Genomic DNA, 22,887 nt, shown 5'->3' with positions numbered 1-22,887 from the left:
TACCTGTCAGGCAAAAGCCCGAAACACTCTGTCGCTAGCCAGTGACACTTCAGCTGTGCAACATGGCGCGCGTGCCTTCCACAAATGGGAATTCCCTTTATGAAACGTTTTCTTAGCATCGCCATGGCGTTGTGCATCGGCCTGACGATGAGTCTCGACGTCAATGCCGCCAAGCGCTTCGGTGGTGGCAAAAGCGCAGGCGCTGCGCCGACTCACCAGACCAGCCAGATGGCGCCTTCTTCTCCAGGCATGGGCGGCGCTGCTGCGACCGCCGGTGCTGCCGGTGCCGCTGGCGCGGCTGCCAAGGCCGGTGGTGCTTCGCGCTGGCTCGGCCCTCTGGCCGGTATCGCTGCCGGTGGCCTGCTGGCCTCCATGTTCATGGGCGGCGGCTTCCAGGGCATGCAGATCTTCGACATCCTGATCATGGCGGTCATCGCCTTCCTGGTCTTCCGATTCATCGCCGCTCGTCGCCGCAAGCAGCAGGAGCACTACGCTCCGGCGGGCCATGCGTCGATGCAGCGTGAAGCATTCGAACAGAAGCCGGCCACAGGCTCCATTTTCGGCGGCTCGGCGGCACCTGCTGCCGCCCGCCCGGTGATCAATGCACCCGCCTGGTTCAATGAAAGGAACTTCGTCGAAGCGGCCCGCAACCACTTCCAGTCCCTGCAACAGCACTGGGACGCCAATGAAATGGACAAGATCGCCGAGTTCGTGACCCCGCAAATGCTGGAGTTCCTCAAGCGCGAACGTGCCGATCTGGGTGACGGCTTCCAGTCGACCTACATTGATAACCTCAATGTACAACTGGACGGCGTTGATGATCGCGCCGACAAGACCATCGCGACCCTGACCTTCAGTGGCGTGGCAAAAACCTCTCGTTTCGACCAGGGCGAAGTGTTCAGCGAAAGCTGGAACATGGAGCGCGTCCAGGGCGAAAACCAGCCTTGGCTGGTGGCAGGTATCCGCCAGAACGGCTGATTGTCCTCCGCGCTTTTCACGTTGTAATAAAAACCCCGGCTTGCCGGGGTTTTCTATTTCGCGGTTGCATCCATAGCAAGCTACTGTATAAACCGCCCCTTACAAACCGCGCCACACAAGCAAGAGGATCCCGGACGTGGAAGAAGTCATCGAACAACTGCGTGAAGCCAACGAACCTGTACCGGTTCCGCTGGAGTTGCCCGACGAAGATCAGTTGGTGGAAATCGAAGAAGAACTTTTCATTAACATTCCATTTGTCTTCAAGGAATTTCTGCTGAATGTCAGCGATGTGGTGTATGGCAGCCTGGAGCCAGTGACTGTTACCGACCCGCAATCCCACACCTACCTTCCGGACGTTGCAGCCAACGCCTGGGATGCCGGCGTACCTCGCGATCTGATTCCGATCTGCCAGGATGGTGACGATTACTACTGCGTCGAAGAAGACGGTACCGTGGTGCTGTGGTCGGGCGAAGAAGAGCTGATTACCGAAGAGTCGTGGGAATCGGTGTGGCACTGGGCACGGGACGTCTGGCTGGAAAGCTGATCGGCCTGACCCACCCGGTGTGGTCAATGCCCTGACGGCTCCTTGTGATTGTCTAACGTTTCCAGCAAGGCCACCTGCATGCGCGTGTGGACGCGGATAAACCAGCGCCACAGCAACGCCGCCACGGCAGCCGCTACCACCGCGATCAGCACAAGCAACTTGTTGGTCGGCAGAATACTGGCCGACAAGGCTGCCAATAGCAGGAAAATCACCAGCAGCGAGAGGATCGGGATCACTTCGGCAATCACCCGGCGCACTCGCTGCGTGTGGCGCCCGGCCACCTCCGGTTTCACCCCCATTTCCGCCAGCAGCATCGACAGCGCCTTGAGCTTGCGATACGCCGCGATCAGGAACGGCAGCGACAACAGCAATGCCCCGCCCCAGATCAGCGCTTTCTGCCAGCTCGGGTCGGCGATCCAGCCCTGCAGATATCTGGATATGCCTTCGGCAAAGTAGGCCCCAGCGAAGAAGATCCCGATGACCAACGCCAGATTGACTCCCACCTGCAGCAATATCCGTCGAATCATTGAAGCCAGCAACGCCCCCTCGCCCTGCGGCTGAATGCTGCGCAGCCATTCCCCATACATCCCCAAAACCCGCCCCAAACGTTGCGGCATGACGGCAGCGAGCCGGATCGACAAAGGATCGGCCGCGCGGATCAGGTAAGGCGTCAGCAACGTGGTGATCACCGAAACCGCAACCGCCACCGGGTACAGGAAGTTGCTGGTGACCTGCAGGGTCATACCCAACGAAGCGATGATGAAAGAGAACTCGCCAATCTGGGAAAGCCCCATCCCGACGCGCAGCGACGTGCGCCCGTCGTTGCCGGCGATAAAGGCGCCGAGTCCGCAGGACACCATTTTTCCAAGCACCACTGCGATGGTGATCACCGCAATTGGCCACGCGTATTGCAGCAGGATCATCGGATCGAGCATCAACCCGATCGCAACGAAAAAAATGGCGCTGAACAAGTCGCGAACCGGCTCGATCAGGCGCTCGATCTTCAGCAACTCCCTGGATTCGGCCATGATTGCGCCAATCAGGAACGCGCCGAGCACCATGCTGTATTCAAGCTTGACCACCAGCAGGCAAAAGCCGAAACACAGACCCAAAACCGTGATCAACAGCATTTCGTTGCTGTCGAACCTGGCCACATAAGCCAGTAATCGCGGGACCAGCAGAATGCCGATGACCAGCGCAACGATCATGAACAAGGACAGTTTGCCAACGGTGGAAAACACCTCGCCCGAACTGACCATGCCACTGACTGCAATACTCGACAGCAAGGCGATGATGCCGATGCCAAGGATGTCTTCGACGATCAGCACGCCGAAAATCAGCTGCGCGAACCGCTGGTTTTTCATCTTCAGATCGTTGAGTGCCTTGACGATGATGGTGGTCGAGGAAATGGCCAGGATCGCGCCGAGAAACAGCGAATCCATGGTGTTCCAGCCGAACCATTGACCGATTTCATAACCGATCCAGATCATCAGCACGATTTCCAGGAAGGCGGCGATAAAAGCCGTGGCGCCTACCTTGAACAGCTTGCGCAGACTGAACTCCAGCCCCAGGCAAAACATAAGGAAAATCACCCCGAGTTCCGCCAGGGTCTTGATGGTGTCCTCGTCGTGGATCAGGCCGAATGGCGGGGTGTGCGGGCCAATGATGAAACCGGCCACGATGTAACCCAGGACCACCGGTTGTCTGAGGCGATGGAAAAGCACGGTTACCACACCTGCAACCAACATGATCACTGCCAGATCCTGAATGAAACTGATGGCATGCATGGTGTGGGGCTCCCTGGGTGAAATCGCTCAAGCGCCGGACGCAGTCAATGTCCGCATGAGCAGAGTTAGAAATCCGCTTATCGCGTAGGAATTTTCCCTTTGGAATGGGCTTTTGCAGGGTAACACCGCGACTTCCGGCAGAAAGGCGGTGCAATATATGGAAACAGATCGATTGGGCGTGACGGCGGCTTACCGCTCGGCGTCCCGATAATGGTGATTCTGAAAAATCACGCAGGCACCCGCAGAGGTGCGCCCCTCAAACCTTGCCTTGACCCGTGAGAATGCTATGGAACCCGGAAACGCCCAACTGTCGATGACGGTATTGATGACCCCCGACATGGCCAATTTCTCTGGCAATGTTCACGGCGGAACCCTGCTCAAGTACCTCGACGAAGTCGCTTATGCCTGTGCCAGCCGATATGCCGGCCGCTATGTGGTTACCTTGTCGGTGGACCAGGTGATTTTCCGCGAGCCGATCCATGTCGGCGAACTGGTGACCTTTCTGGCTTCGGTGAACTACACCGGCAACACCTCGATGGAGGTGGGCATCAAGGTAGTGACGGAGAACATCCGCGAACGCTCGGTACGCCACACCAACAGCTGCTTCTTTACCATGGTCGCCGTGGATGACCAGCGCAAGCCAGCCCCCGTACCACCCCTGCAACCGGACAACAGCGAAAGCAAGCGTCGTTACATCCAGGCCCAGCAACGCCGCCAGATTCGCCAGGAGCTGGAAAAGCGCTATCAGGAGATCAAGGGCGACGCCTGATACTTCCACGTTCGAACGTTGGATGGCTTCGCGAGCAGGCTCGCTCCCACAGGGGTACGCAATCTACTGTGGGAGGGAGCCTGCTCGCGAATGAAGCGGCCCGGAATCAGAGACTGATGGAAGTCGCTTCGAACCGTACCCGCGGATGGGCTATCCGGTCCTGCGCCCGCACCAGTTCCAGTTCGTAGCTCGCGCAGGCCTGGGTTTCCAGCAACACCTCATGGACCGCCGATGCGGCAAACTCGAAGGCGGCCACCAGACTGTCGCCCAACAATACGCGCGCCAGAAACAACCCCGATGTCAGATCACCGACACCCACCGGCTGACGGGGGAACGCCAGCAAGGGACGTTGCAGGTGCCAGCTGCCTTCGGCTGTTACCAGCAGCATTTCGAAGACCTCCGGGACTTTGCCCGGATAGTCCAGATGCTTGACCAGCACGGCTTTGGGGCCACGTGCCAACAGCGCCCGTGCCATCGCCAGGCAATCGAACAGCGACTGAGGTTTGCGCCCCGAGAAACTGTCGAGTTCCAGTTGATTGGGGCACATGAAGTCAGCAACCGCAGCCGCTTCTTCCAGCAGGAAGTCGCTGACTTCGGCGGGCACGCTGCAGCCCTTCTCCGGATGGCCCATGACCGGATCACACAGATACAGCGCCTTGGGATTCATGGATTTGATCCGGGCCACTCCAGTAAGGATGGCCCGCCCTTGGGCAGCACTGCCGAGATAGCCTGACAACACAGCATCGCAGTTGCCCAGCTCGCCAATCGCCGCGATGCCTTCCACCAGGTCAGGGATCTGATGCGGCGCCAGCACTTCACCCGCCCACTGACCGTATTGGGTGTGGTTGGAGAACTGCACCGTATTGAGTGGCCAGACATTCACGCCGACCCGCTGCATCGGGAAAACCGCGGCACTGTTGCCGGCGTGACCAAACACCACGTGGGACTGGATAGCGAGCAGATGAGGCGTGCGTTTCATGCGGTGAGATTCCGTAAAACGATTGAAATTCGGACGGCGCAGTATGCGACTAAACGCAGCCTGTACGACAGACCGGCGACGCAGTTAAGCTGACACTATCTTTTGGAGCGCCCTGTTGATGCTGACCCTTGGAAATATTTTCGTTCTGATGCTGCTCGCCACCGCTGGAGCCTGGCTATGGCATAACCACGGCTTGCGCGAACGTGCGCTGGAGCGGGTCAAGCAGCATTGCATCAACCTGGGGATCGAATTGCTGGACGGCAATGTGGCGCTGAAGAAAATCGCATTCATCAAGGATGCCCACGGCCGGCGGCGCCTGGCTCGCGTGTATAACTTCGAATTCACCGTGACCGGCGAGACTCGCCATAACGGCACCATTACCCAGTTCGGCACTCATAGCGCGCAGATTGAACTGGCGCCCTACCCGATGCCATTCGATGACACCCCTCCGGTCGCCGATGTCGCCAGGCCCAGCGCTGAAGTGATCGAGCTGAGTCATTGGCGACAGGAGCACAACAAGTGGCGGCCTTGATAGGCTGTCGAAAAGCCCGCTAGTGCGCGTGAGTCCGACACCCGTCCAAGCCTTTCTGCAGTTCACCAACGTCCGGCGACGTGCTGAAAATCAGCTCAATTCGTGAATCCTGCCGCCATTCGCTACTGCGCCATTCCAGCATCGCATTGTCCACGGCATTGACCGATACCCAGCCCTCGGCGCTGTGGATAACCAGTTTCGCGCGCCGCCAGGCAAGGCCCGCCAGCCATTGACCGACCCGAGCAGTATCGAAGGTCTGGCTTGGGTGCCAGCGCCAACCGACACTCCAGCTCTGCTCCTGTTGCTGACTCAAGCAAATCGGCAGCGTTGGATCGGTCCAGATCGCGGGCATCTGTGACAGCCCTTTGGGCAGCACGAAGTTATCCACACCTGCCACCGCTTGAGCGGCCAAACCGGGTAATTCGCCGAGCGGCATCCTGGCCTGTTGCGTCCAGTACAAGGGCCGCATCGGCAATTGCGCCGCGATACGCTGACGTACGGCTTCATCAAGGCGTTCCGATTTGTTCAGCAGCAACAGCCCGGCGCTCTCCAGCGCATCTTGCTGCGCCGCCGGCAGCACCTTGCCGTCTGCGAGCGCCTGGGCGTCCAGCACCAGGACACTGGGTTGAACACTCAGTACGCCTCGCCACGGCGCTTGACTCAACTGCCTGAGCAACTGCGCCGGATGTCCCAGTCCGGATGGCTCGATGAACAATCGGTCTGGTCGCGCCTTGCGCAGCAATCGGCCCAGCCCCACCTGAAACGGAGCACCGTTGACGCAACACAAACAGCCTCCGGCCACTTCACCCAGTGCGATACCATCGGCATCGCGGGTCAGTAGCGCGGCATCGAGGCCGATCTGGCCGAACTCGTTGATCAACACCGCCCAACGCTCACCGACCGGGCGTTGTGCCAGCAAATGCTTGATGAGGCTGGTCTTGCCCGCCCCCAATGGCCCGGCAATGACGTGAGTGGGAATGTTCTGCAACATGATCGAAGGCGTCTTGGGAGGTAGTCATGCGGTGGAAGGGTTTGTCGTTGCTTCTGGCACTGACATGCAGCGAGGCGTTCGCCCAGGCCTGCGTTGTTCACAGCCAGGCCGAACGGCTCGATGTCAAAGTCTGCCAGCAGAACCGCAGTATCCCGGAAAAACTGTTCGCTGACAGTTTCTGCCAGCCGAACCTGGCCGGACAGCAGGTCGAGGTGCAGTACATCGATCAATGCCCTGCCGGGGCGTTCGGCGTGTGCAGCAACGCCCATGTCGCCAATATGCCTTACCGCCAGGATATTCACTATTACGGCGTCGCCACGGATGCCGCCTATTTGAAGCCGTTTTGCGAAACCCAGAGCCAGGGAACCTGGCTCAAGCCTTGAGAGGCCAGCGAGACGGCATCAGGCGGCCTCAGGCGGCCTCATCGAACCAGGGCCCAAACGGATCAGCCAGCAGGCGCCAACCCTCTGCACCCAGCGCCCATTCTTCGTCCGTCAGCAGGCAAGCATCGAGCTCGGTGGTGAGCTGAGCAAAATCAATGTGCTGGCCGATGAAGACCAGTTCCTGACGGCAATCGCCGGTGGCGTCGGTCCAGTTTTGCATGATGGCAGCGGTACTTGCTTCGTCCTGCGGCCACTGCTGCTTCGGCACAAAACGCCACCAACGGCCGGCAAAACCATGACGCATCAACCCTCCGGCCTGGGACCAGCTGCCGGCGTCCATAGGTTTGCTCGCCAGCCAGAAAAAACCTTTGGAGCGCAGCAACTTGCCGTTAAGCCACGGACGGTCGATGAAGTTGAAGAAACGCTGCGGATGAAAGGGGCGTCGGGCGCGATAAGCGCTGGATGCGATGCCGTATTCCTCGGTTTCGGGTACATGCTGGCCTCGTAACTCTTGCAGCCAGCCCGGTGCCTGCGCAGCTTTCTCGAAGTCGAAGCGGCCGGTATCGAGGATCCTTTCAAGCGCTACTTCACCCATCACCATCGGGATGATTTGCGCCTGAGCGTTGAGTCGTTCGAGAATCGCCATCAGCTCCTGGCATTCGCGGGAGCTGATCAAATCAATCTTGCTGATCAGGATGACGTCCGCGAATTCGACCTGCTCGATCAGCAGATCGGTAATCGCGCGCTCATCCTCCTCGCCCAGGGTTTCGCCCCGGGAAGCGAGGCTTTCAGCCGCCTGGTAGTCGAGCAGAAAATTCACGCCATCCACCACGGTGACCATCGTGTCGAGTCGAGCGATGTCGGAGAGGCTGCGGCCATCTTCATCGCAAAAAGTGAACGTCTCCGCCACTGGCAGTGGCTCGGAAATACCGGTGGATTCGATCAGCAAGTAATCAAAACGACCCTCCCTGGCGAGCTTTCCCACCTCCTCCAGCAGGTCTTCGCGCAGGGTGCAGCAGATACACCCGTTGCTCATCTCCACCAGTTTTTCTTCTGCACGGTTGAGACTGACATCGCGCTGGACTTCACCACCGTCAATGTTGATTTCGCTCATATCGTTAACGATCACGGCAACCCGCAAACCATTACGATTACGTAGTATGTAATTAAGAAGCGTACTTTTTCCGGCACCAAGAAAGCCCGACAGTACAGTCACGGGGAGGCGATTTAGCATCAGGTGTTCCTCACAGGGTTACCCGGTCAAATCCTCGGGCTTACTTGAATGTTATACTATTACAATGAAATTAAACCATCCTCTCCAACCCCTTACGCCAATGGCGTGGAGGTTGAAACCTGCTCCGTGAGTGAGAAGCGCTATGCGTAATGCCCTGAAACTATCGCTGTTGAGTGTTTCACTGCTGGTCGCCGGTGCCGTGCAGGCGCAAGTTCCAACCCTGGCGACATGCACCCGCAGCGCCAACCTGCTGGCCTGTGTGGATGGCGAAGGCAATGCCTACAGCGTCAACACCGCCGGGAGCACGATCTACTTACGGGGCTTCGAAGCCGCCGCAAGGCGCTATTGGGCACAGACCAGTAGTCGCTACGGCCAACTGACGTTTTTCACCGGAATCGCCTCTGACGGCGAGGCCTGGGTTGGCTACAACCGCCGCGTCGGCTGGACCACCATCAATCGTTTTTCCAGCTCCGGTGGTACCGGCGGCAAATTCACCTGCAATCGAATCTCCGGTTGTTAGATCGGGAACATTTTCTGCACCCGCGACCAGAAGCGTCGCCATCCGATTCAGCACGCGATATCTGTGCAGCAATGGTGTGCTCATGGGAAAGGTCTTGCTTGGATATTGTTATAGTATAACATGCCAATCAAATCATCCTGACGGACCTCCTCATGAACGCGCTGACTCTGCCGGATATTGCCGCGCAGGCCTCACGCCAAGCCCTGCCACTGGAGTGGGTGGGCATGTGCGGCATTGCTCTTCCTGTGTTGTTCGATGGCCAGCGACTGGCTGCTACGGCCGATGCCGGCGTGAGCCTCGATGACGGTGAAGCGCGCGGCATTCATATGTCACGTCTCTACCTGGCACTGGAAATACTTGAACGGGAGCCCCTTTCCCCCGCTCTATTCAAACGAGTGTTGATGAGTTTTCTGAGCAGTCACGAAGGACTTTCGAACAGCGCTTACCTGACAATACATACCGAACTACTACTGAAACGACCGGCACTGATCAGCTCATTGGCTGGCTGGAAAACCTATCCCGTCAGCATCGAAACGCATCTGAAAAACACAATGTTCCACGTGGAACTAAAAATCGATGTGCCTTATTCCTCTACCTGCCCCTGTTCCGCCGCACTTTCCCGGCAACTGATTCAACAACAATTCGTCGATGACTTCGCCAACCGCACGCTGCTTCACGCCGACGTGCTGGCTTGGCTCGGCTCCACTAAGGGCATTGTTGCGACGCCACACAGTCAACGCAGCACAGCGCATTTACGCTTGCGCCTGAACACATTCAGGGATGACCTGCCGCTGATCGCACTCATCAATGATGCTGAAGCAGCCCTCGGCACGGCTGTGCAAACTGCGGTGAAGCGTGCAGACGAACAAGCCTTTGCCCTGGCCAATGGTCAGAACCTGATGTTCTGCGAAGACGCCGCCCGACGATTGAATCTGGCTCTGAAGCGGTCCTCCGGCATCGAAGGATTTCACGTCCGCGTTGTACATGCGGAAAGCCTTCATGCTCATGACGCCGTTGCCGAAAGTGGCTGGAACTGGAAGGCCGCATGATCCGCCTGCAGAGTTTGCGGTGGGGAGCTGCGCGCCAACCGTTGACGCCACCCCTTGATCTCGAGTTGCTGGCAGGAAGTCTGACCGCTGTGATCGGTGCCAACGGCTGTGGGAAAAGCAGCCTGTTGAAGGTCATCGCCGGCCTGCAAAAGCCGCTGGCAGGAAGCGTGAGAGTGAAGGTACCCGTCAAAGGCGGACTGTCGTTCCTGCCCCAGCAACAACAACTGGACCGTCAGTTTCCCATCAGCCTTCAAGACTTGGTTGCCACAGGTTTTTGGGGGTGTGGGCAATCGCCTGAAGTCCGTCGACAGCGCCTGGCCGCGGTACTGGAAGATTGGAATCTGAACGGCCTGGAACAACGGCCCTTGATGGCCCTCTCCGGCGGCGAATTGCAACGTGCCCTACTCGCTCGCCTGAGCCTGGCCGAAGCCCCCGTATTACTGCTCGACGAGCCCCACGCCGCACTCGATGAACTCGGGCAGTCGCTGCTGTGGAATCACCTTCATGCCTGGCACGCCGCTGGCCGAACGCTGGTTGTCGTATGCCATGACCTGGCTGCCGTTCGCCAGCACATCCCGGACACGCTGCTGATCAAAAGCAGCGGCTGCGTATTTGGATCAAGCAGCGAACTCATCCACCCTCAACCACACGTGCAGGTAGCCTGCTGATGCTCACCGCTCAACTTTGGCAGCCCTTCCATGAGTTCGTTTTCATGCGTCGTGCGCTGGTCGGCGGCCTGGTCCTGGCATGCAGCACGGCACCACTGGGCGTATTTCTGATCCTGCGACGGATGAGTCTGATCGGTGATGCGGTAGCGCACGGCATTCTGCCGGGCGCGGCACTGGGCTTCTGGTTCGCGGGCCTGAGCCTTCCCGCATTAACCCTCGGCGGATTGGGTGCCGGGCTTGGCATGGCCGGGATGGCAGCCTGGATTACCCGGCGTACAGGGCTGCGAGAGGATGCCAGCCTCTCCGCGATTTACCCGATTTCCCTGGCCAGCGGCGTGCTGATTCTGGGCATCGCCGCAAAGCGCCTGGACTTGCTGCACCTGCTGTTCGGCTCGGCATTGGCAGTCGATGGTCCGACCCTGACAGGCATGCTTTGGGTCTGTGGCGCGAGCCTCATGGTGATGCTGCTCATCTACCGCCCCTTGTTACTGGACACCCTCGACCCGCTCTTCCTGCAAACCGTCAGCCGCCTCGGCCCCTTGGCCCATGGCGTATTCCTGACCTTGGTGGTGCTGAATCTGGTGATCGGCTTCCAGGCTATCGGCGCCCTGATGGTGGTCGGTTTGATGATGCTGCCTGCCGCAGCGTCGCGTTTCTGGAGCCGCCGCCTGCCAACTTTGATGGCCATCGCTGCGCTGCTTGGCAGCCTCTCGGTATGGCTCGGTCTTTTGCTGTCGTTCCATTACTCGCTACCCAGCGGCCCCGCCATCGTGTTGGTGGCTGGCGCGCTGTATCTGCTGTCCGTGGTGTTGGGGCCGGTACACGGCTTGCTGCGCCGCCCGCCTTTGCTCACATCCCCATGAGGTGTTTCTCGATGCGTGTTTTACTCGTGCTGTTCGGATTGATGCTGTCGATGTCTCTAAACGCTGCTGAAAAACTTCAGGTGGTCACCAGTTTCAGCATCCTCGCCGACATCACTCAACAGGTCGGCGGTGAACACGTCGAGATCACCAACATGGTTGCAGCCGACACCGATGCCCATACCTATGAACCGACACCGAACGATGCCCAGGCACTGCTTCGGGCAAAACTGATCATCAAGAATGGCCTGGGATTCGAGCCATGGCTGGATCGGCTGGTGAGCAGTACCGGAACCCATGCCCCAGTCATCAGCGCCAGTCGCGGCGTCATCCCTCGTGACCTGGATGAAGGCGGAGAAACCGTCCCCGATCCTCATGCCTGGCACAACCTGGCAAACATCGAGCTGTACATCGGCAACATCACCAAGGCATTGATCGCCGCCGATCCGGCAAACAAAGACGACTACCAGCGCAACAGCCAGGCCTACCTCAAACAGATTTACCTGTTGCTCGCCGAGGCCAAGGCCAAACTCGGCTCGCTTGCACCCGGCAATCGCAGGATCGTGACGTCCCATGATGCCTTCGGTTATCTCGGCCAGGCCTACGGTATCGACTTCATGGCACCGCAGGGCCTGTCCACCGAGCGCGAACCTTCAGCGGCCGAAGTCGCCGCGTTGATCACTCAGATCCGCCGCGACAAGGCCAAAGCGGTGTTCATGGAAAACATCAAGGACGCGCGCTTGCTCAAACAGATCGCCGACGAAAGTGGCGCCCGCATCGGCGGCACCCTGTACTCCGATGCACTCGCGGCGAGTGGCCCGGCGAGTACGTTTATCGGGTTGTTCGAATACAACCTCAATACCCTCTACAACGCCTTGAGCAAGCCCTGACGGGTTGGCGGCGGAACGACCGGCAGGCCAGACACGACAAACGTCTAACATGACAAGAACCCGGATTTGCTTCTAAGGTTAAGCGAGTGATCGAAGCATCCGAGAACAAAAACCATGATCCAGATCACCCTGCCCGATGGTTCATTGCGTGAATACGATCAGCCGCTGTCCGTGCATGAGGTTGCCGCGAGCATTGGTCCCGGGCTGGCCAATGCCGCGGTAGCGGGTCGGGTGGATGGCGTGTTGGTCGACTGTGAATACATGATCAGAGCCAATGCCAGGGTCAGCATCGTGACTGCGCGTGAGCCGGACGGACTGGAGATACTGCGCCGCTCCTGTTCCCTGATGCTGGCGATGGCCGTCAGGCAACTCCATGCTCATGCGCAATGGCAGACGGGTTCGGCATTGGGTGACGGCTTCTATTGCGAGTTTTCCGTCGAGCGCCCTTTGATGGCAACGGACCTGCCGCAAATCGCAGCCCGCATGCAATCACTGGCAGCGACCAACCACTCCATCCGCCGCCTGACAGACGTCCCATCCTGCGGAGGTCCATCGCTTTATCGCCTAGGGAACAACGAGTACCTGACGACCGGGCCGCATGTCCCCACCACCAAAGTGCTTCAGGCATTTGCCCTCGATCACATCAGCGGGACTTTGCAACAACGCATCTACGGCACCTGCTGGTCAAGCCATCAGGAGCTGCAGCAGTGGCAGCGGCCGCCGCAGGTCATGGTCGTCTGCATGGATGATCGTCAGGCCGGCTACGCCCATAGCGTCACCGAGCATCTTCGTCGCGGTGGCGTGCGCGCCCTGGCAGATCTTCGCAACGAGAAAGTCCGCCACAAGATTCGTCATCACAGCCAGACGGTGCCCTACCTGCTGGTGGTTGGAGAACAGGAAAAGGCCGGCGGGTTTGTCAGTGTACGCAGTCGCAGCGGGGAGGATTTCGGCAGGATGAAAATCGAGGCGGTATGCAACTGGCTGGGGCAGCCGGAAGTTTAGGGTCCTGGGCAAGTACGATCGCCCCGCCGCCCGCTCCCACAGGAGCGAACGGAACGGCGACCAACCTGCCCGTTGGCTTTAAGCCCGCGGTTTTACAGTTCCGCAATCCTGACCCAGCCAAACGGCGCGCGTATCGAGGCTACCCTTTTGCTGAATGCCAGTGGCATTGAAGGTGCCGTTGACCTTGGTGGTGAACTCGCGGTCACTGAGGAACGTGGCAACACCCGCGCCCTGCGCTTTCGGACAACTGAAGCGGAACTTCCACTGGTTGCCGTTACGATCGGTGATTTCCTGACGGCAGCCGGATTGCGGATCCGTCAGCGGAATATTATCGGTCTTGACCTGCTCCGGAGTCAGGCAGGCGCGAATCCCCTTGCCCCCCATGGTGATGCCCTGCTTTTCCAGCTGCGCACGCTGCTCAGGGGTCATCTGGCTTTGCAACTGGCCAAGGATCAGTTGCAGATCCGGCATGTTCTGGTCATCGACCTTCATGTTGCTGGTGGTCAACTCCCACAAGCCCGGCTGAAGCATCTGCGCATGCGCGGCCACAGGAAGAGCCAAACCCAGCGAAATGGCCAAACCCAGCAAACGAACGTTCATTGTGTAACTCCTGATCAATGGTGGCCGTTAGACGTCAGCCACGGACTTCGGTTCATGGGCCAATTAAATAGCGACATTCTGCCCGGAACATGGTCTGTTAAGCACTGAATCTTCAGGAGCAAGGCTGCCCCATGGATTACTTCGGACCGCATGTTTTTGGTTATCTGATCGCACTGCTGCATTCGCTGGGCATGATCGCAGCGATCCACGCCGTACTGACCGTTCGAACCGCCCAAGGCTCGATTGCCTGGGCCCTGTCGTTGCTGTTCATTCCCTACCTGACCCTTATCCCGTATCTGGTATTCGGGCGCAGTACCTTCGACGGTTACATCAAGGCTCGGCGCCAGGCCAACGAAGAAATGCGCAAAGCCGTTTCCGAACTCAATTGGCGGCCCTGGGTAGAAGAAGCCCTCACGGCTCGCGCGTCCACTGCCTACGCGTCGCTCAGGGCAATGCCGAAATTGGGTCGCATGCCCTGCCTGGCGAATAATGACGTGCGACTCCTGGTCAACGGTCGGGCCACCTTCGATGCGATCTTCAACGCCATCCGCCAGGCCAGGGAGGCGGTGCTGATCCAGTTCTTCATCATCCATGACGATCGTCTCGGCCAACGCCTGCGTGATCTGCTGCTGGAGAAAGCCGCTGAAGGTGTGGCGGTTTACTTGCTCTACGATCGGATCGGCAGTCATTCCCTGCCCCACAGTTACGTACAGGCGTTACGTGATGGTGGCATCGAGGTCAAAGCCTTCGCCACCCGCAGTGGCTGGCTCAATCGCTTCCAGGTCAATTTTCGCAACCATCGCAAGATAGTGGTCGTCGACGGCATTCTCGGTTTCGTCGGCGGACACAACGTGGGTGACGAATACATGGGTGAGAAACCACCCCTGGCACCCTGGCGCGATACCCATGTTCAAGTACGCGGACCGGTGGTGGCCTGCATGCAGGAATCCTTCGCCGAGGACTGGTTCTGGGCAGCCCGTTCCCTGCCGCCGCTGATCCTGCCGGAGGTGTATCCGGATGACGGCGTGCTGTGCCAAATGCTTGCCAGCGGACCGGCAGACTCCTACGAAACCTGCTCACTGTTCTTCGTTGAGGCCATCCACGCCGCCACCGAACGCGTATGGATTACCAGCCCGTATTTCATCCCTGATGAAGCGGTATTCGCCGCATTGCGCCTGGCGGTCTTGCGAGGGGTCGATGTGCGGATTCTGCTGCCATCGCGGCCCGATCACCGAATCGTCTACGCAGCCTCGAGCCTGTACGCCTTCGAAGCCGTACGCGCAGGCGTGCGGGTGTTCCGCTACGAACCCGGTTTCCTGCATCAGAAAGTGGTATTGATCGACAACGAAATCAGCGCCATCGGCAGTGCCAACATGGACAACCGTTCGTTCCGGCTGAATTTTGAAGTGATGCTGCTGACCGTCGACAGCGCTTTTGCCGCCAAGGTTGAAAAGATGCTCACCGATGACTTCGCCCAGGCTCACGAAATCGCCAAGGAAGAAGGCCGGGAGACCCACCGCCTGCAACAGGTCGGCATGCGGATCGCCCGGCTCATTTCACCGATCCTTTAGCTGTAGATGTCGTCCCGGGTCCATGGCAGTTCATGGCTGCCATCGGGATGTGCCTTCACGGCAAGGATCTGGTGCAGGTTGATCCAGCCTCTGGCGAAGGCATAGGCGCAACCCGCCAGATACAAACGCCAGATGCGCAAGGCTTGATCCGGCACCAGTTTGGCGGCGGCCTCAAGGTTGTCTTCCAGGCGTTCGCTCCAGTGGTCCAAGGTGCGTGCGTAGTGCAGGCGCAGGCTCTCGACATCGACGATTTCCAGCCCGGCCTCGCTGATGTGGGCTGCAATCATGGAGAGGTGCGGCAGTTCGCCGTTGGGGAACACATACTTCTCGATGAATTCACCGGCACCGCGCCCCACTGGACGGCCATCGGTGTGTTTGGCGGTGATCCCGTGGTTCATCACCAGCCCCCCTTCCTTCACCGCGCCGAACAGGGTTTTGCAGTACTCGGCCAGGTTGGCGTGACCAACGTGCTCGAACATGCCGACACTGACCACCTTGTCGAAACGGCCATCCTGCGGCAGGTCGCGGTAGTCGAGCAACTGCAGTTCGACCATGTCTTCGAGACCTTCAGCCTTCACGCGTTCACGCGCCAGCTCCAGCTGTTCCTTACTGAGGGTAATGCCGAAAACCTTCGCACCGAACTCACGGGCAGCAAACCGCGCCAACCCGCCCCAACCGCAGCCGACATCGAGCAGGTACTCGCCCGGTTGCAAACGCAGCTTGCGACACAAATGGCGGAATTTGGCTTGCTGGGCTTGCTCGAGGGATTCGCTACCGGTCTCGAAATAGGCGCAGGAATAGGCCATATCGCTGTCGAGCCACAGCTGATAAAAAGCATTGGAAAGGTCGTAGTGGTACGAAATGGCCTCGGCGTCGGTAGCCTTGTCATGGGCGGTGCGGATTGGCAGGCCGCTATCATCTTCGACCAGCAACGCCTGGCTCAACTCATCACAGACGCGGATCACTTCGCTGATAGAGCCTTCAAGCTCCAGCTTGCCCTCGACAAACGCGGAACCAAGCGAGTCCAGGCTTGGATGCGTGAACTGGGTAACCATTTGCGGGTCCTTGACCACAATCGTGACGCTGGGCGTCGGCCCCAGATTGAATTCATGGCCATCCCAGAGTCTAAGGCGTAGCGGTAACTGCAGATTCTGTAAGGCCGGTGGAAGTTGCGCGAGCATGGATAATTCCCCTGGTTTCAGATTTCTGATGTGAGGGTAGACCATCCTTGAAAAATAGCAGGCTATCGAATTCATAACTGTTTTCTATGGTCCATGGGGGCTGCACCCCCCTCATGAACCCATAAAAAACTGCCGTGTCCTCATATCAGAGGACTACAACCGCTGCCTACAGTTCTAAAAATTTACCTGCCTCAGGCCTCATCCTTGAGTTTGAGCAAGGGCTCCTGAAACCGCAGCAGACGCCCGGCATTACCCAACACCAGCAACGTGCTGAGGTTATGCAGCAATGCGGCAATCATCGCCCCTGCCGCCCCGAGCCAGCCGAATGCGGCGAAAGCCACAATCGCCAGGGTCCAGCCCAGACCGATAATCACATTGGCCTGCAGGGTTTGCCGGCATTGGCGACTCAGGCGCACGCAGGTGCCGAGACGACGCAAATCGCTGCCGATCAAAACGATGTCTGCCGAAGCCAACGCAATGTCCGCTCCACCGGCGCCCATGGCCACGCCGACCACTCCGGCCTTGAGGGCCAGGGAATCGTTGATCCCGTCTCCGACCACCATAGGCCTGAAACCATTACCGATTTCTTTCAGCACCCGATTGAGCTTGTCTTCGGGCAACGCCTGGGCCTCGACATCGCTGATGCCGACATCCTGCGCAAGCGCATGGGCGACGCTTTGCCGGTCACCGGTGAGCAGCAGTTGTCGGCCCAGACCCAGGTCACGCAGTTCATTCAGGGCAAACCTGGCTTCAGGCTTCACGCTGTCGGCCAGCAGCAACCAGGCGAGAAACTCGCCATTGAGTGCAAGCCCCGCAATCGGGCCGTCATGTTCCGGAACGGCAGAGGTGGGGATCTCCAATTGCGCGAACAATTCGGGACGTCCGAGCGCAGCCTCACCCTGCCCGGTCATGGCCACCACGCCCAGTCCCTGACGTTCATGAATGTCAGTCAGTACCAGGAAATGCTCCTGCGTCACCAGTCCCGCCAGCGCCCGGCTGACCGGATGACTGCTGGCGGAACCGAGGCTGGCAGCGAGTTTCAGGACGTGGCTGCGATCCTCCAGCGGGCTTTCAACGGATTGCAGGCGCAGCGTGCCGAAGGTCAGGGTTCCGGTCTTGTCGACCACCAGTGAGGTCAGGTCCGCCAACTCTTCAAGAAACGCCGAGCTGCGAATCAGGATGCCGTGGCGGGCCGCGACAGCGACGCCGGCAATCGCCGTTGCCGGCGCCGACAACACCAGCGCACAGGGGCACGCCGCCACCAGGACCGCCAGCATGGCCTGAGCATCATTGGTGATGAACCAGGTGACTGCGGCCAGCAACAACACCAGGACCATGTAGCTGCCCGCATAACGTTCCAGCAATCGTGTAATCGGCGGCTTGGAACGTTCGGCGTTTTGCATCAGTGCGATGACTTTACCCAGGGTCGACTCGTGGCCGGTGCGGGTCACTTCGATGCGCAGCAGACCATCGAGGTTGATTGCCCCTCCGAACACCGACATGCCGACGCCCGCCTCCACCGGTACCGATTCACCCGTGATGGAGGCCGTGTCGAGACTCGCCTGACCGGACAACACCTGTCCGTCCGCAGGCACCCGGTCGCCGGCTCGCACTTCCACCCGATCACCCGCCTTGAGTGTGGCGTTGTCGACTTCGATGATCGAACCGTCAGCCTGAATCTTGCGCGCATGGCTGCGTGTCAGCTTGCCGAGGGCATGAATGGCTTCCTGCGAACCAATCACGCTGCGCTCTTCCAGTACATGGCCGAAGATCATGATGATCGGCAGCAAGGCCGCCGTCAGCAAATCACCGGTTGCCCACGCACCGAGCATCGCCAGGGCAATCAACTGATCGGTAATGCCGTGCAGGCTTGGATAGCGCAGGCTGTACCAGGCCGAGCGCATGACGGGCACAGCCACCAGCAGTGAGGCGAAACCCAACAGCATTTGACTGACGCCCGTCTGCTGCGGCGACAACCAGCGCCAGACCAATCCCAGCGCAAGCAAGCCGAGGGCGAGCATGGCCAGCGTCAATTGGCGGGCGGCGCTGCGTTGTTCGTCCGAGGACAACATGCTCGATGCGGCGGTGGTTTGCTCGGTCATTGTGCAGCTCCCTGAATGATCAGGCGTGAGTCGTCTTTTGGATTGACCGTTGTCACCGAACCGGCCTGCCCCAGAATTTTCGGCAGGCGTTCGCGGTAAATTCGCAGCAACATTTGTGGGTCGGTACCTTGCTGTTGCGCCTTCGCCAGACTCAGCACAGTAGCCGTATCGGCGGAAGCCTTGGCCAGGCGTTCACTCGCCTGGGCGTGAGCGACTTGCAGTGTGCGGTCGGCTTGTTCGTTGGCAGTCTGCGTCAGCTTTTCGGCTTCGGTACGCGCATTGGCCACAGCCTTGTCCGCTTGCTGACTGGCTGTCAGCACGGCATTGAAGGCATTCACCGCAGGGCTGGGCAAACTCGATTGCACATCCACTCGCGCCACTTCTATTCCGAGCCCCTGCCCGGTCGCAGTCAGTTCGGCCAATCGTTGATTGATTCCCTGCACCAGGTCACCGCGCAGGCGTTCGCGTCTTTCGGCCGCCTGGCTATCGGCACCGAGCAACTCCGGGCGCGCCACCAGAATCGTGTCCAGATCTCGCGCAGCAGTCAGCGCCACCGCGCTACGGGTCACCAAACGATCCAGGGCCGGCAGCACATGCTCGCCTTGCAGCACAAAGGCAAAAGGGTCGGTGACTTTGTAGAACACCCGCACATCGAGTTGCACCACGCCAGCATCTCCGGTGAGCAAATAACCAGACCCTGCCAACGCGTCACTGATGGGCGTGGCAAAACTGGCCACACGATCCGCTTGAATCGCCTCACTGCTGCGCAGCAGATTTTCCACTCGACGCTCGATCACCCGGTCCGCAGCCGGCAACACAATCACCTGCTCAAACGGTCGCGGCCAGGCCAACAGCAATCCGGCATTCTGGATGCGATCCAGCGCGCCAAAGTGCATCACCACCGCTCGATCCTGCGGGTCGATCTGCCGCACATTGGAAAATGCCCACGCCAAAGCGGCCAGCACTGTCACCGCGTACAGGGCGAAAAATGCCAGGCGCGCGGCCTGAATCCAGGGGCTGCTCAACTCATCTGTTCCACGTGGAACCAGGCTCATGGCTGCGATCCGGATTTGTTATCGACACTTGGCGGACCGTCCACCAGTACCCGGAACGGTGCTGCATCGGTACGCAAAATCAGTTTGGTGCCTGGCGTAACCACCGTGCCCAAGGTATCCAGAGAGCGCAGCAAGTTGTAAAGCTGCGGCGAACCGGCATACGCCCGACCGTAAATTTGCGCAGCTTCGACACGGGATTGCGCTTCGATATCAGCCGCTTTCACGGTGGCATCGGCTTGCACAATTCGAGCATCCCGCTCGGCCGCGGAGCGAATTTGTGCCGCCTCGCGCTTGCCGATTGCCGTGCGCTCGGTGGCGATGGTTTCGCGTTCGGCGCGCATCCGGTCCACCGTCGCGGTAAGCGTGACCGATGGCAAGGTCAAGCGCTCGATACCCACTTGAAGAACGCGTACGCCATAGGTGGTGAGCAACTGCTGCTCGATTTGTTGCCGAAGCTGCGCTTCGAAATCCGCGATACGTACCTGACTGGCGTCGGTGTTTACCAGGTTCGCCAAATCGAAGCTGCTGGCCGTGGTTTCCAGCGCCGAACCAACAAAGGTGCGAATCTGCCGAGCCGCTTCATCCGGCTGGTTCTGCACAGCACGCATAAAGCGCTTCACGTTGTCCGGATCACTTTGCACCTGCCACGCCACGTAAGCCTGGACAATGATACGCAGGCCATCTCGCGTCCCCACATCCTGCAAGCCACTGGATGTAGTGCGTAGCCGCAGATCGACGGGGATGGCTGCCTCGAACGGTGCCGGCCAACGCCAGCCAAGACCTGGCTCCAGCATGACCCGCGCGGGATTGCCGAAACGCGTGATGACGGTCGCCTCCCCCGAACGCACCTGGACCAGGCTTGCCGCTGCCGCCGCGAACGCCACCAACAACGCGGCCCATCCCATGCGCCGCCAGGGAAAAGGACCCGCCTCTTGCGGATCGCCATGGTGATGATGGTGGTGATGGCCGTGATGATGATGTCCGCCATGGCCGTGATCATGATCGTGATCGTGATCGTGGGTATGCAACTGGCTCACTTGGCAGCTCCTGGCTGAGCGGTTTGACGTGACGGCGCAGGGTCGGCCGGCAGCGTGAATGTACGAAGGTCAATGGTCGGTGCATTGCTGCTTGCGCCCAGACGATGATCGAGAACCAGCAACCTGGCATTGGCCAAGCCTTGTGAGAGCTGGCTGAGGTACTGCTCAAGCACAAAGGCCTGGCCGGCACTGGCAAAAGCCTTCCGTTCGGCGCTGAACTTGAGGTCGGCGGCTTGCGCGCCGGCATTGATTTCACGCGCGCTGGCAGTTGCCTGATCGCGAGAGACACTGGCCTGCAACTGCGCCTGGTTAGTGGCCTCGGCAGCCGCGCCACGTTCACGAGCGATCAAGGCTTGTGCGCCAATCTGTGCCGCTTGCACACCGTGATAAGCATTGGCTGCGCCTGCCGGTGGGTGAATCGCTTCGACCACCGTGGCAAGAATTTCCACGCCGCTATCGAGCTTCTCCAAATCCGCCTGTACGGCGTGGCCAATTTCCTGAGCGAGCCCTACCCGATCTTCGCCCAGCAAACCGTCGAGCGTTCGCGAGGCAAAGTCGTGAACCAGAATCCGGCTGGCGGTGCTGCGGATCAATGTCGGCACATCGGCGCTGTTATAGGTAGCCGCCAGGGCCGCCTGATCGCTCAAGCCGATGCGATAGACAAAGCGCACGTCCATATTGACGATCTGAAAGCTTTGCTTGTCGGCACGGCTGCTGGCAATGACCTGGGATTTGTCGTTCACATGGCTCGCGTCCCACAACCGGTTGGCCGTGATCGGTGCCGGACCTTCGGCAGCAGAGACCTGCGTCGGTGCCGGTGATTCGCCGACACTGGTGGCCAACTCATGCACCACGCCGTTTTCTACACTCAGTACGCGACCCAACGGCCAGGGCAGACCAGCATGCAAACCCGGACCGAACACTTCCACCGGTTTGCCGAAACGCTCGTAAATGCCACGCTCTTGCAGCGATATTTCGTGGATACCGGTCAGGCACCAACCGATGAGTGCGACCACTGTCAGCACCGGCAGGAACGCTCGACGCATATAGGTAAATGCCCAGATCTGCCGCAGGTCGATCCCGAAACGGTTGTGCAACTCATGCTGTAGCACCAGCAACGGCTGCGGCGGCCAGCGCAGCATGTCGGCGACAAAGCTGCGCGCCAACAAGGTCGGCTCGAGCTGTTCACGGCGAGGACTGAACAACGACAGCACCGCCCGCAACAACAACTCGATCGCCACCAGTCCCGGCAACAAGCCGATCAGCACGGCCAGCCGTACCGGCCAGACTGACGTTTCATTCGCGAACAAAAGGCACAGCGCACCGAGCACCAGACTGATGATCGCTACCCGTGCAAGCTGCGCCAGCGAGCCGGCCTCAGGCCATTGAGCGGTGTTTTCCTGGGCCAGTTGCCGCTCCAGTACCAGCAAACCGAACGCCAGCAACAGCGCCACGGTCGCACCGATGGTGGCTGACAACCCCGGCGCGGCGGCTGGCAATCCAAGGTTCCAGGCCTGTTCCACGCTCAATAGCACCAACAGCGCCCAGGCACCGAGCCAGAGCGTCGGCGCCCCCACTTGCCCGAGCAGGTGCAGCGAGCGCAGGCGTATGCGGTCCAGCAGCCGTTCATACCATCCCGACGGGGCCTCGCCTTCAGGGGCAGCAACCACCGGCACGACAGGATTCATTGCCCGTGTGCGCCAATGCACCACCCACCAGGCCGACTGCAATCCGGCGACCAGCACCAGCAACGCAGCGCTCTGGTTAAACAGCAACGCGGGCCAAACAGATTGCGCGGCAAACAGTCCGATAAAGAAACTCGCTACCAGCCCCATGGCCGCCAGCACAGCAAGGCCGACCGCGAACAGGCGCAGTCGCCGCCCCTGAAAAACCGCCTGCTGAAAGCGCGGTAGTTCGGCTACCCGCGCCCCCTCCACATCGAGATCGACTTGCATACCACCCCAGTGTTCAGCTGTGTTCACATCATATTTCGTTACGATATAACGAAAACAGTGAAATATTTGTACTCAATTGCATTATCTAAAAATGCGCAACCTGTCGCTTGCCTGAAGCCTTGACCGAAATGGGCCAAAACGCACATATTACGATCGTAATTTTTTAGAAGGCTAATTTTACCCGTCCCGATCCCTTTCAA

General features: G+C 59.5%; 22 protein-coding genes. 12 read left to right on the top strand and 10 right to left on the bottom strand.

Translation table 11 applies throughout. The features are described from left to right. Positions 1-99 precede the first annotated feature (99 nt). On the top strand, positions 100-978 hold the full coding sequence (locus ACQKP2_RS11355) for a Tim44 domain-containing protein (RefSeq protein WP_427576422.1): 879 nt from the start codon (positions 100-102) through the stop codon (positions 976-978). Positions 979-1,114: 136 nt separating this feature from the next. Next, entirely contained in the window at positions 1,115-1,522 is a 408-nt protein-coding gene (locus ACQKP2_RS11350; RefSeq protein WP_427576421.1) for an SMI1/KNR4 family protein, read from the top strand. A 23-nt stretch (positions 1,523-1,545) separates the two neighbouring features. Here ACQKP2_RS11350 and ACQKP2_RS11345 read toward each other — a convergent pair whose 3' ends face one another. Next, entirely contained in the window at positions 1,546-3,309 is a 1,764-nt protein-coding gene (locus ACQKP2_RS11345; protein ID WP_427576420.1) for a cation:proton antiporter, read from the bottom strand. 286 nt (positions 3,310-3,595) lie between these two features. Here ACQKP2_RS11345 and ACQKP2_RS11340 point away from each other — a divergent pair, with 286 nt between their 5' ends. Further along, positions 3,596-4,078 (top strand): acyl-CoA thioesterase, encoded by a 483-nt coding sequence (locus tag ACQKP2_RS11340; RefSeq protein WP_096514158.1) that lies wholly within the window; start codon positions 3,596-3,598, stop codon positions 4,076-4,078. A 106-nt stretch (positions 4,079-4,184) separates the two neighbouring features. Here the strand turns inward: ACQKP2_RS11340 and pdxY are convergent, their stop codons facing one another. Continuing rightward, entirely contained in the window at positions 4,185-5,057 is an 873-nt protein-coding gene (pdxY, locus tag ACQKP2_RS11335; protein ID WP_427576418.1) for a pyridoxal kinase PdxY, read from the bottom strand. A 118-nt stretch (positions 5,058-5,175) separates the two neighbouring features. Between pdxY and ACQKP2_RS11330 the strand changes: the two genes are divergently transcribed. Beyond that, the gene (locus ACQKP2_RS11330; RefSeq protein ID WP_427576417.1) at positions 5,176-5,589 is read left to right on the top strand and encodes a DUF3301 domain-containing protein; all 414 of its coding nucleotides are present in this window, start codon (positions 5,176-5,178) and stop codon (positions 5,587-5,589) included. A gap of 19 nt (positions 5,590-5,608) precedes the next feature. On the opposite strand, the gene ACQKP2_RS11325 is transcribed toward ACQKP2_RS11330, so the two are convergent. Further along, positions 5,609-6,580, bottom strand: coding sequence for a CobW family GTP-binding protein (locus ACQKP2_RS11325; protein ID WP_427576416.1), 972 nt, complete (start codon positions 6,578-6,580; stop codon positions 5,609-5,611). A 26-nt stretch (positions 6,581-6,606) separates the two neighbouring features. On the opposite strand from ACQKP2_RS11325, the gene ACQKP2_RS11320 reads away from it, so the two are divergent. After that, on the top strand, positions 6,607-6,963 hold the full coding sequence (locus ACQKP2_RS11320; RefSeq protein WP_427576414.1) for an NADH:ubiquinone oxidoreductase: 357 nt from the start codon (positions 6,607-6,609) through the stop codon (positions 6,961-6,963). Between the two features lie 28 nt (positions 6,964-6,991). Here the strand turns inward: ACQKP2_RS11320 and zigA are convergent, their stop codons facing one another. Then, entirely contained in the window at positions 6,992-8,197 is a 1,206-nt protein-coding gene (gene zigA, locus ACQKP2_RS11315) for a zinc metallochaperone GTPase ZigA (protein ID WP_427576412.1), read from the bottom strand. Positions 8,198-8,339: 142 nt separating this feature from the next. Between zigA and ACQKP2_RS11310 the strand changes: the two genes are divergently transcribed. The 6 genes from ACQKP2_RS11310 to ACQKP2_RS11285 all read left to right on the top strand — a co-directional run bounded on the left by ACQKP2_RS11310 (position 8,340) and on the right by ACQKP2_RS11285 (position 13,186). Next, positions 8,340-8,717 (top strand): glutamine synthetase, encoded by a 378-nt coding sequence (locus tag ACQKP2_RS11310; protein WP_427576411.1) that lies wholly within the window; start codon positions 8,340-8,342, stop codon positions 8,715-8,717. A 152-nt stretch (positions 8,718-8,869) separates the two neighbouring features. Continuing rightward, complete coding sequence (folE2, locus tag ACQKP2_RS11305) at positions 8,870-9,766, top strand: GTP cyclohydrolase FolE2 (RefSeq protein WP_427576409.1); 897 nt, start codon at positions 8,870-8,872, stop codon at positions 9,764-9,766. Then, positions 9,763-10,434 (top strand): metal ABC transporter ATP-binding protein, encoded by a 672-nt coding sequence (locus ACQKP2_RS11300; RefSeq protein ID WP_427576407.1) that lies wholly within the window; start codon positions 9,763-9,765, stop codon positions 10,432-10,434. Before folE2 ends, ACQKP2_RS11300 begins: the two co-directional genes overlap by 4 nt. After that, entirely contained in the window at positions 10,434-11,297 is an 864-nt protein-coding gene (locus ACQKP2_RS11295) for a metal ABC transporter permease (RefSeq protein ID WP_427576405.1), read from the top strand. The genes ACQKP2_RS11300 and ACQKP2_RS11295 overlap by 1 nt, the downstream gene beginning before the upstream one ends. Positions 11,298-11,308: 11 nt before the next feature. Continuing rightward, on the top strand, positions 11,309-12,184 hold the full coding sequence (locus ACQKP2_RS11290; RefSeq protein ID WP_427576404.1) for a metal ABC transporter substrate-binding protein: 876 nt from the start codon (positions 11,309-11,311) through the stop codon (positions 12,182-12,184). 114 nt (positions 12,185-12,298) lie between these two features. Next, complete coding sequence (locus ACQKP2_RS11285) at positions 12,299-13,186, top strand: His/Gly/Thr/Pro-type tRNA ligase C-terminal domain-containing protein (RefSeq protein WP_427576402.1); 888 nt, start codon at positions 12,299-12,301, stop codon at positions 13,184-13,186. Between the two features lie 78 nt (positions 13,187-13,264). Here ACQKP2_RS11285 and ACQKP2_RS11280 read toward each other — a convergent pair whose 3' ends face one another. Next, on the bottom strand, positions 13,265-13,786 hold the full coding sequence (locus ACQKP2_RS11280; RefSeq protein ID WP_427576400.1) for a DUF3617 domain-containing protein: 522 nt from the start codon (positions 13,784-13,786) through the stop codon (positions 13,265-13,267). 131 nt (positions 13,787-13,917) lie between these two features. On the opposite strand from ACQKP2_RS11280, the gene cls reads away from it, so the two are divergent. Then, positions 13,918-15,357 (top strand): cardiolipin synthase, encoded by a 1,440-nt coding sequence (gene cls, locus ACQKP2_RS11275; protein ID WP_427576399.1) that lies wholly within the window; start codon positions 13,918-13,920, stop codon positions 15,355-15,357. On the opposite strand, the gene cfaB is transcribed toward cls, so the two are convergent. From cfaB to hflK (ACQKP2_RS11250), 5 genes are all read right to left on the bottom strand, one after another. Next, on the bottom strand, positions 15,354-16,538 hold the full coding sequence (cfaB, locus tag ACQKP2_RS11270; RefSeq protein WP_427576397.1) for a C17 cyclopropane fatty acid synthase CfaB: 1,185 nt from the start codon (positions 16,536-16,538) through the stop codon (positions 15,354-15,356). The two genes, cls and cfaB, sit on opposite strands and share 4 nt — an antisense overlap. A 191-nt stretch (positions 16,539-16,729) precedes the next feature. Beyond that, a complete protein-coding gene (locus ACQKP2_RS11265; protein ID WP_427576396.1) occupies positions 16,730-18,640 on the bottom strand; it encodes a cation-translocating P-type ATPase in 1,911 nt (636 codons plus the stop codon). Further along, positions 18,637-19,695 carry a protease modulator HflK gene (gene hflK / locus ACQKP2_RS11260; RefSeq protein ID WP_427576394.1) on the bottom strand — a complete coding sequence of 353 codons (1,059 nt, stop codon included), beginning with the start codon at positions 19,693-19,695 and terminating at the stop codon, positions 18,637-18,639. Before hflK (ACQKP2_RS11260) ends, ACQKP2_RS11265 begins: the two co-directional genes overlap by 4 nt. Then, positions 19,692-20,732, bottom strand: coding sequence for a protease modulator HflC (gene hflC / locus ACQKP2_RS11255; protein WP_427576392.1), 1,041 nt, complete (start codon positions 20,730-20,732; stop codon positions 19,692-19,694). The genes hflK (ACQKP2_RS11260) and hflC overlap by 4 nt, the downstream gene beginning before the upstream one ends. Next, the gene (gene hflK / locus ACQKP2_RS11250; protein WP_427576465.1) at positions 20,729-22,687 is read right to left on the bottom strand and encodes a protease modulator HflK; all 1,959 of its coding nucleotides are present in this window, start codon (positions 22,685-22,687) and stop codon (positions 20,729-20,731) included. Before hflK (ACQKP2_RS11250) ends, hflC begins: the two co-directional genes overlap by 4 nt. Positions 22,688-22,887: the final 200 nt, after the last annotated feature.

Origin of the sequence: Pseudomonas sp. NPDC089569, assembly GCF_050280625.1 — a bacterium.
GTDB lineage: Bacteria > Pseudomonadota > Gammaproteobacteria > Pseudomonadales > Pseudomonadaceae > Aquipseudomonas.
Note: the sequence above shows the minus strand (reverse complement) of the source record. Positions and strands in the feature narration are given on the sequence as shown.

Excerpts from the sequence above, each read along its gene's own strand:
- ACQKP2_RS11325 (WP_427576416.1), bottom strand. The coding sequence starts at position 6,580 with ATGTTGCAGAACATTCCCACTCACGTCATTGCCGGGCCATTGGGGGCG.
- ACQKP2_RS11345 (WP_427576420.1), bottom strand. The coding sequence starts at position 3,309 with ATGCATGCCATCAGTTTCATTCAGGATCTGGCAGTGATCATGTTGGTT.
- cfaB (WP_427576397.1), bottom strand. The coding sequence starts at position 16,538 with ATGCTCGCGCAACTTCCACCGGCCTTACAGAATCTGCAGTTACCGCTA.
- ACQKP2_RS11310 (WP_427576411.1), top strand. The coding sequence starts at position 8,340 with ATGCGTAATGCCCTGAAACTATCGCTGTTGAGTGTTTCACTGCTGGTC.
- ACQKP2_RS11300 (WP_427576407.1), top strand. The coding sequence starts at position 9,763 with ATGATCCGCCTGCAGAGTTTGCGGTGGGGAGCTGCGCGCCAACCGTTG.
- hflK (WP_427576465.1), bottom strand. The coding sequence starts at position 22,687 with ATGCAAGTCGATCTCGATGTGGAGGGGGCGCGGGTAGCCGAACTACCG.
- folE2 (WP_427576409.1), top strand. The coding sequence starts at position 8,870 with ATGAACGCGCTGACTCTGCCGGATATTGCCGCGCAGGCCTCACGCCAA.
- ACQKP2_RS11290 (WP_427576404.1), top strand. The coding sequence starts at position 11,309 with ATGCGTGTTTTACTCGTGCTGTTCGGATTGATGCTGTCGATGTCTCTA.
- ACQKP2_RS11280 (WP_427576400.1), bottom strand. The coding sequence starts at position 13,786 with ATGAACGTTCGTTTGCTGGGTTTGGCCATTTCGCTGGGTTTGGCTCTT.
- ACQKP2_RS11295 (WP_427576405.1), top strand. The coding sequence starts at position 10,434 with ATGCTCACCGCTCAACTTTGGCAGCCCTTCCATGAGTTCGTTTTCATG.
- ACQKP2_RS11265 (WP_427576396.1), bottom strand. The coding sequence starts at position 18,640 with ATGACCGAGCAAACCACCGCCGCATCGAGCATGTTGTCCTCGGACGAA.
- zigA (WP_427576412.1), bottom strand. The coding sequence starts at position 8,197 with ATGCTAAATCGCCTCCCCGTGACTGTACTGTCGGGCTTTCTTGGTGCC.
- hflK (WP_427576394.1), bottom strand. The coding sequence starts at position 19,695 with ATGAGCCTGGTTCCACGTGGAACAGATGAGTTGAGCAGCCCCTGGATT.
- ACQKP2_RS11330 (WP_427576417.1), top strand. The coding sequence starts at position 5,176 with ATGCTGACCCTTGGAAATATTTTCGTTCTGATGCTGCTCGCCACCGCT.
- pdxY (WP_427576418.1), bottom strand. The coding sequence starts at position 5,057 with ATGAAACGCACGCCTCATCTGCTCGCTATCCAGTCCCACGTGGTGTTT.
- ACQKP2_RS11355 (WP_427576422.1), top strand. The coding sequence starts at position 100 with ATGAAACGTTTTCTTAGCATCGCCATGGCGTTGTGCATCGGCCTGACG.
- ACQKP2_RS11340 (WP_096514158.1), top strand. The coding sequence starts at position 3,596 with ATGGAACCCGGAAACGCCCAACTGTCGATGACGGTATTGATGACCCCC.
- ACQKP2_RS11285 (WP_427576402.1), top strand. The coding sequence starts at position 12,299 with ATGATCCAGATCACCCTGCCCGATGGTTCATTGCGTGAATACGATCAG.
- ACQKP2_RS11320 (WP_427576414.1), top strand. The coding sequence starts at position 6,607 with ATGCGGTGGAAGGGTTTGTCGTTGCTTCTGGCACTGACATGCAGCGAG.
- cls (WP_427576399.1), top strand. The coding sequence starts at position 13,918 with ATGGATTACTTCGGACCGCATGTTTTTGGTTATCTGATCGCACTGCTG.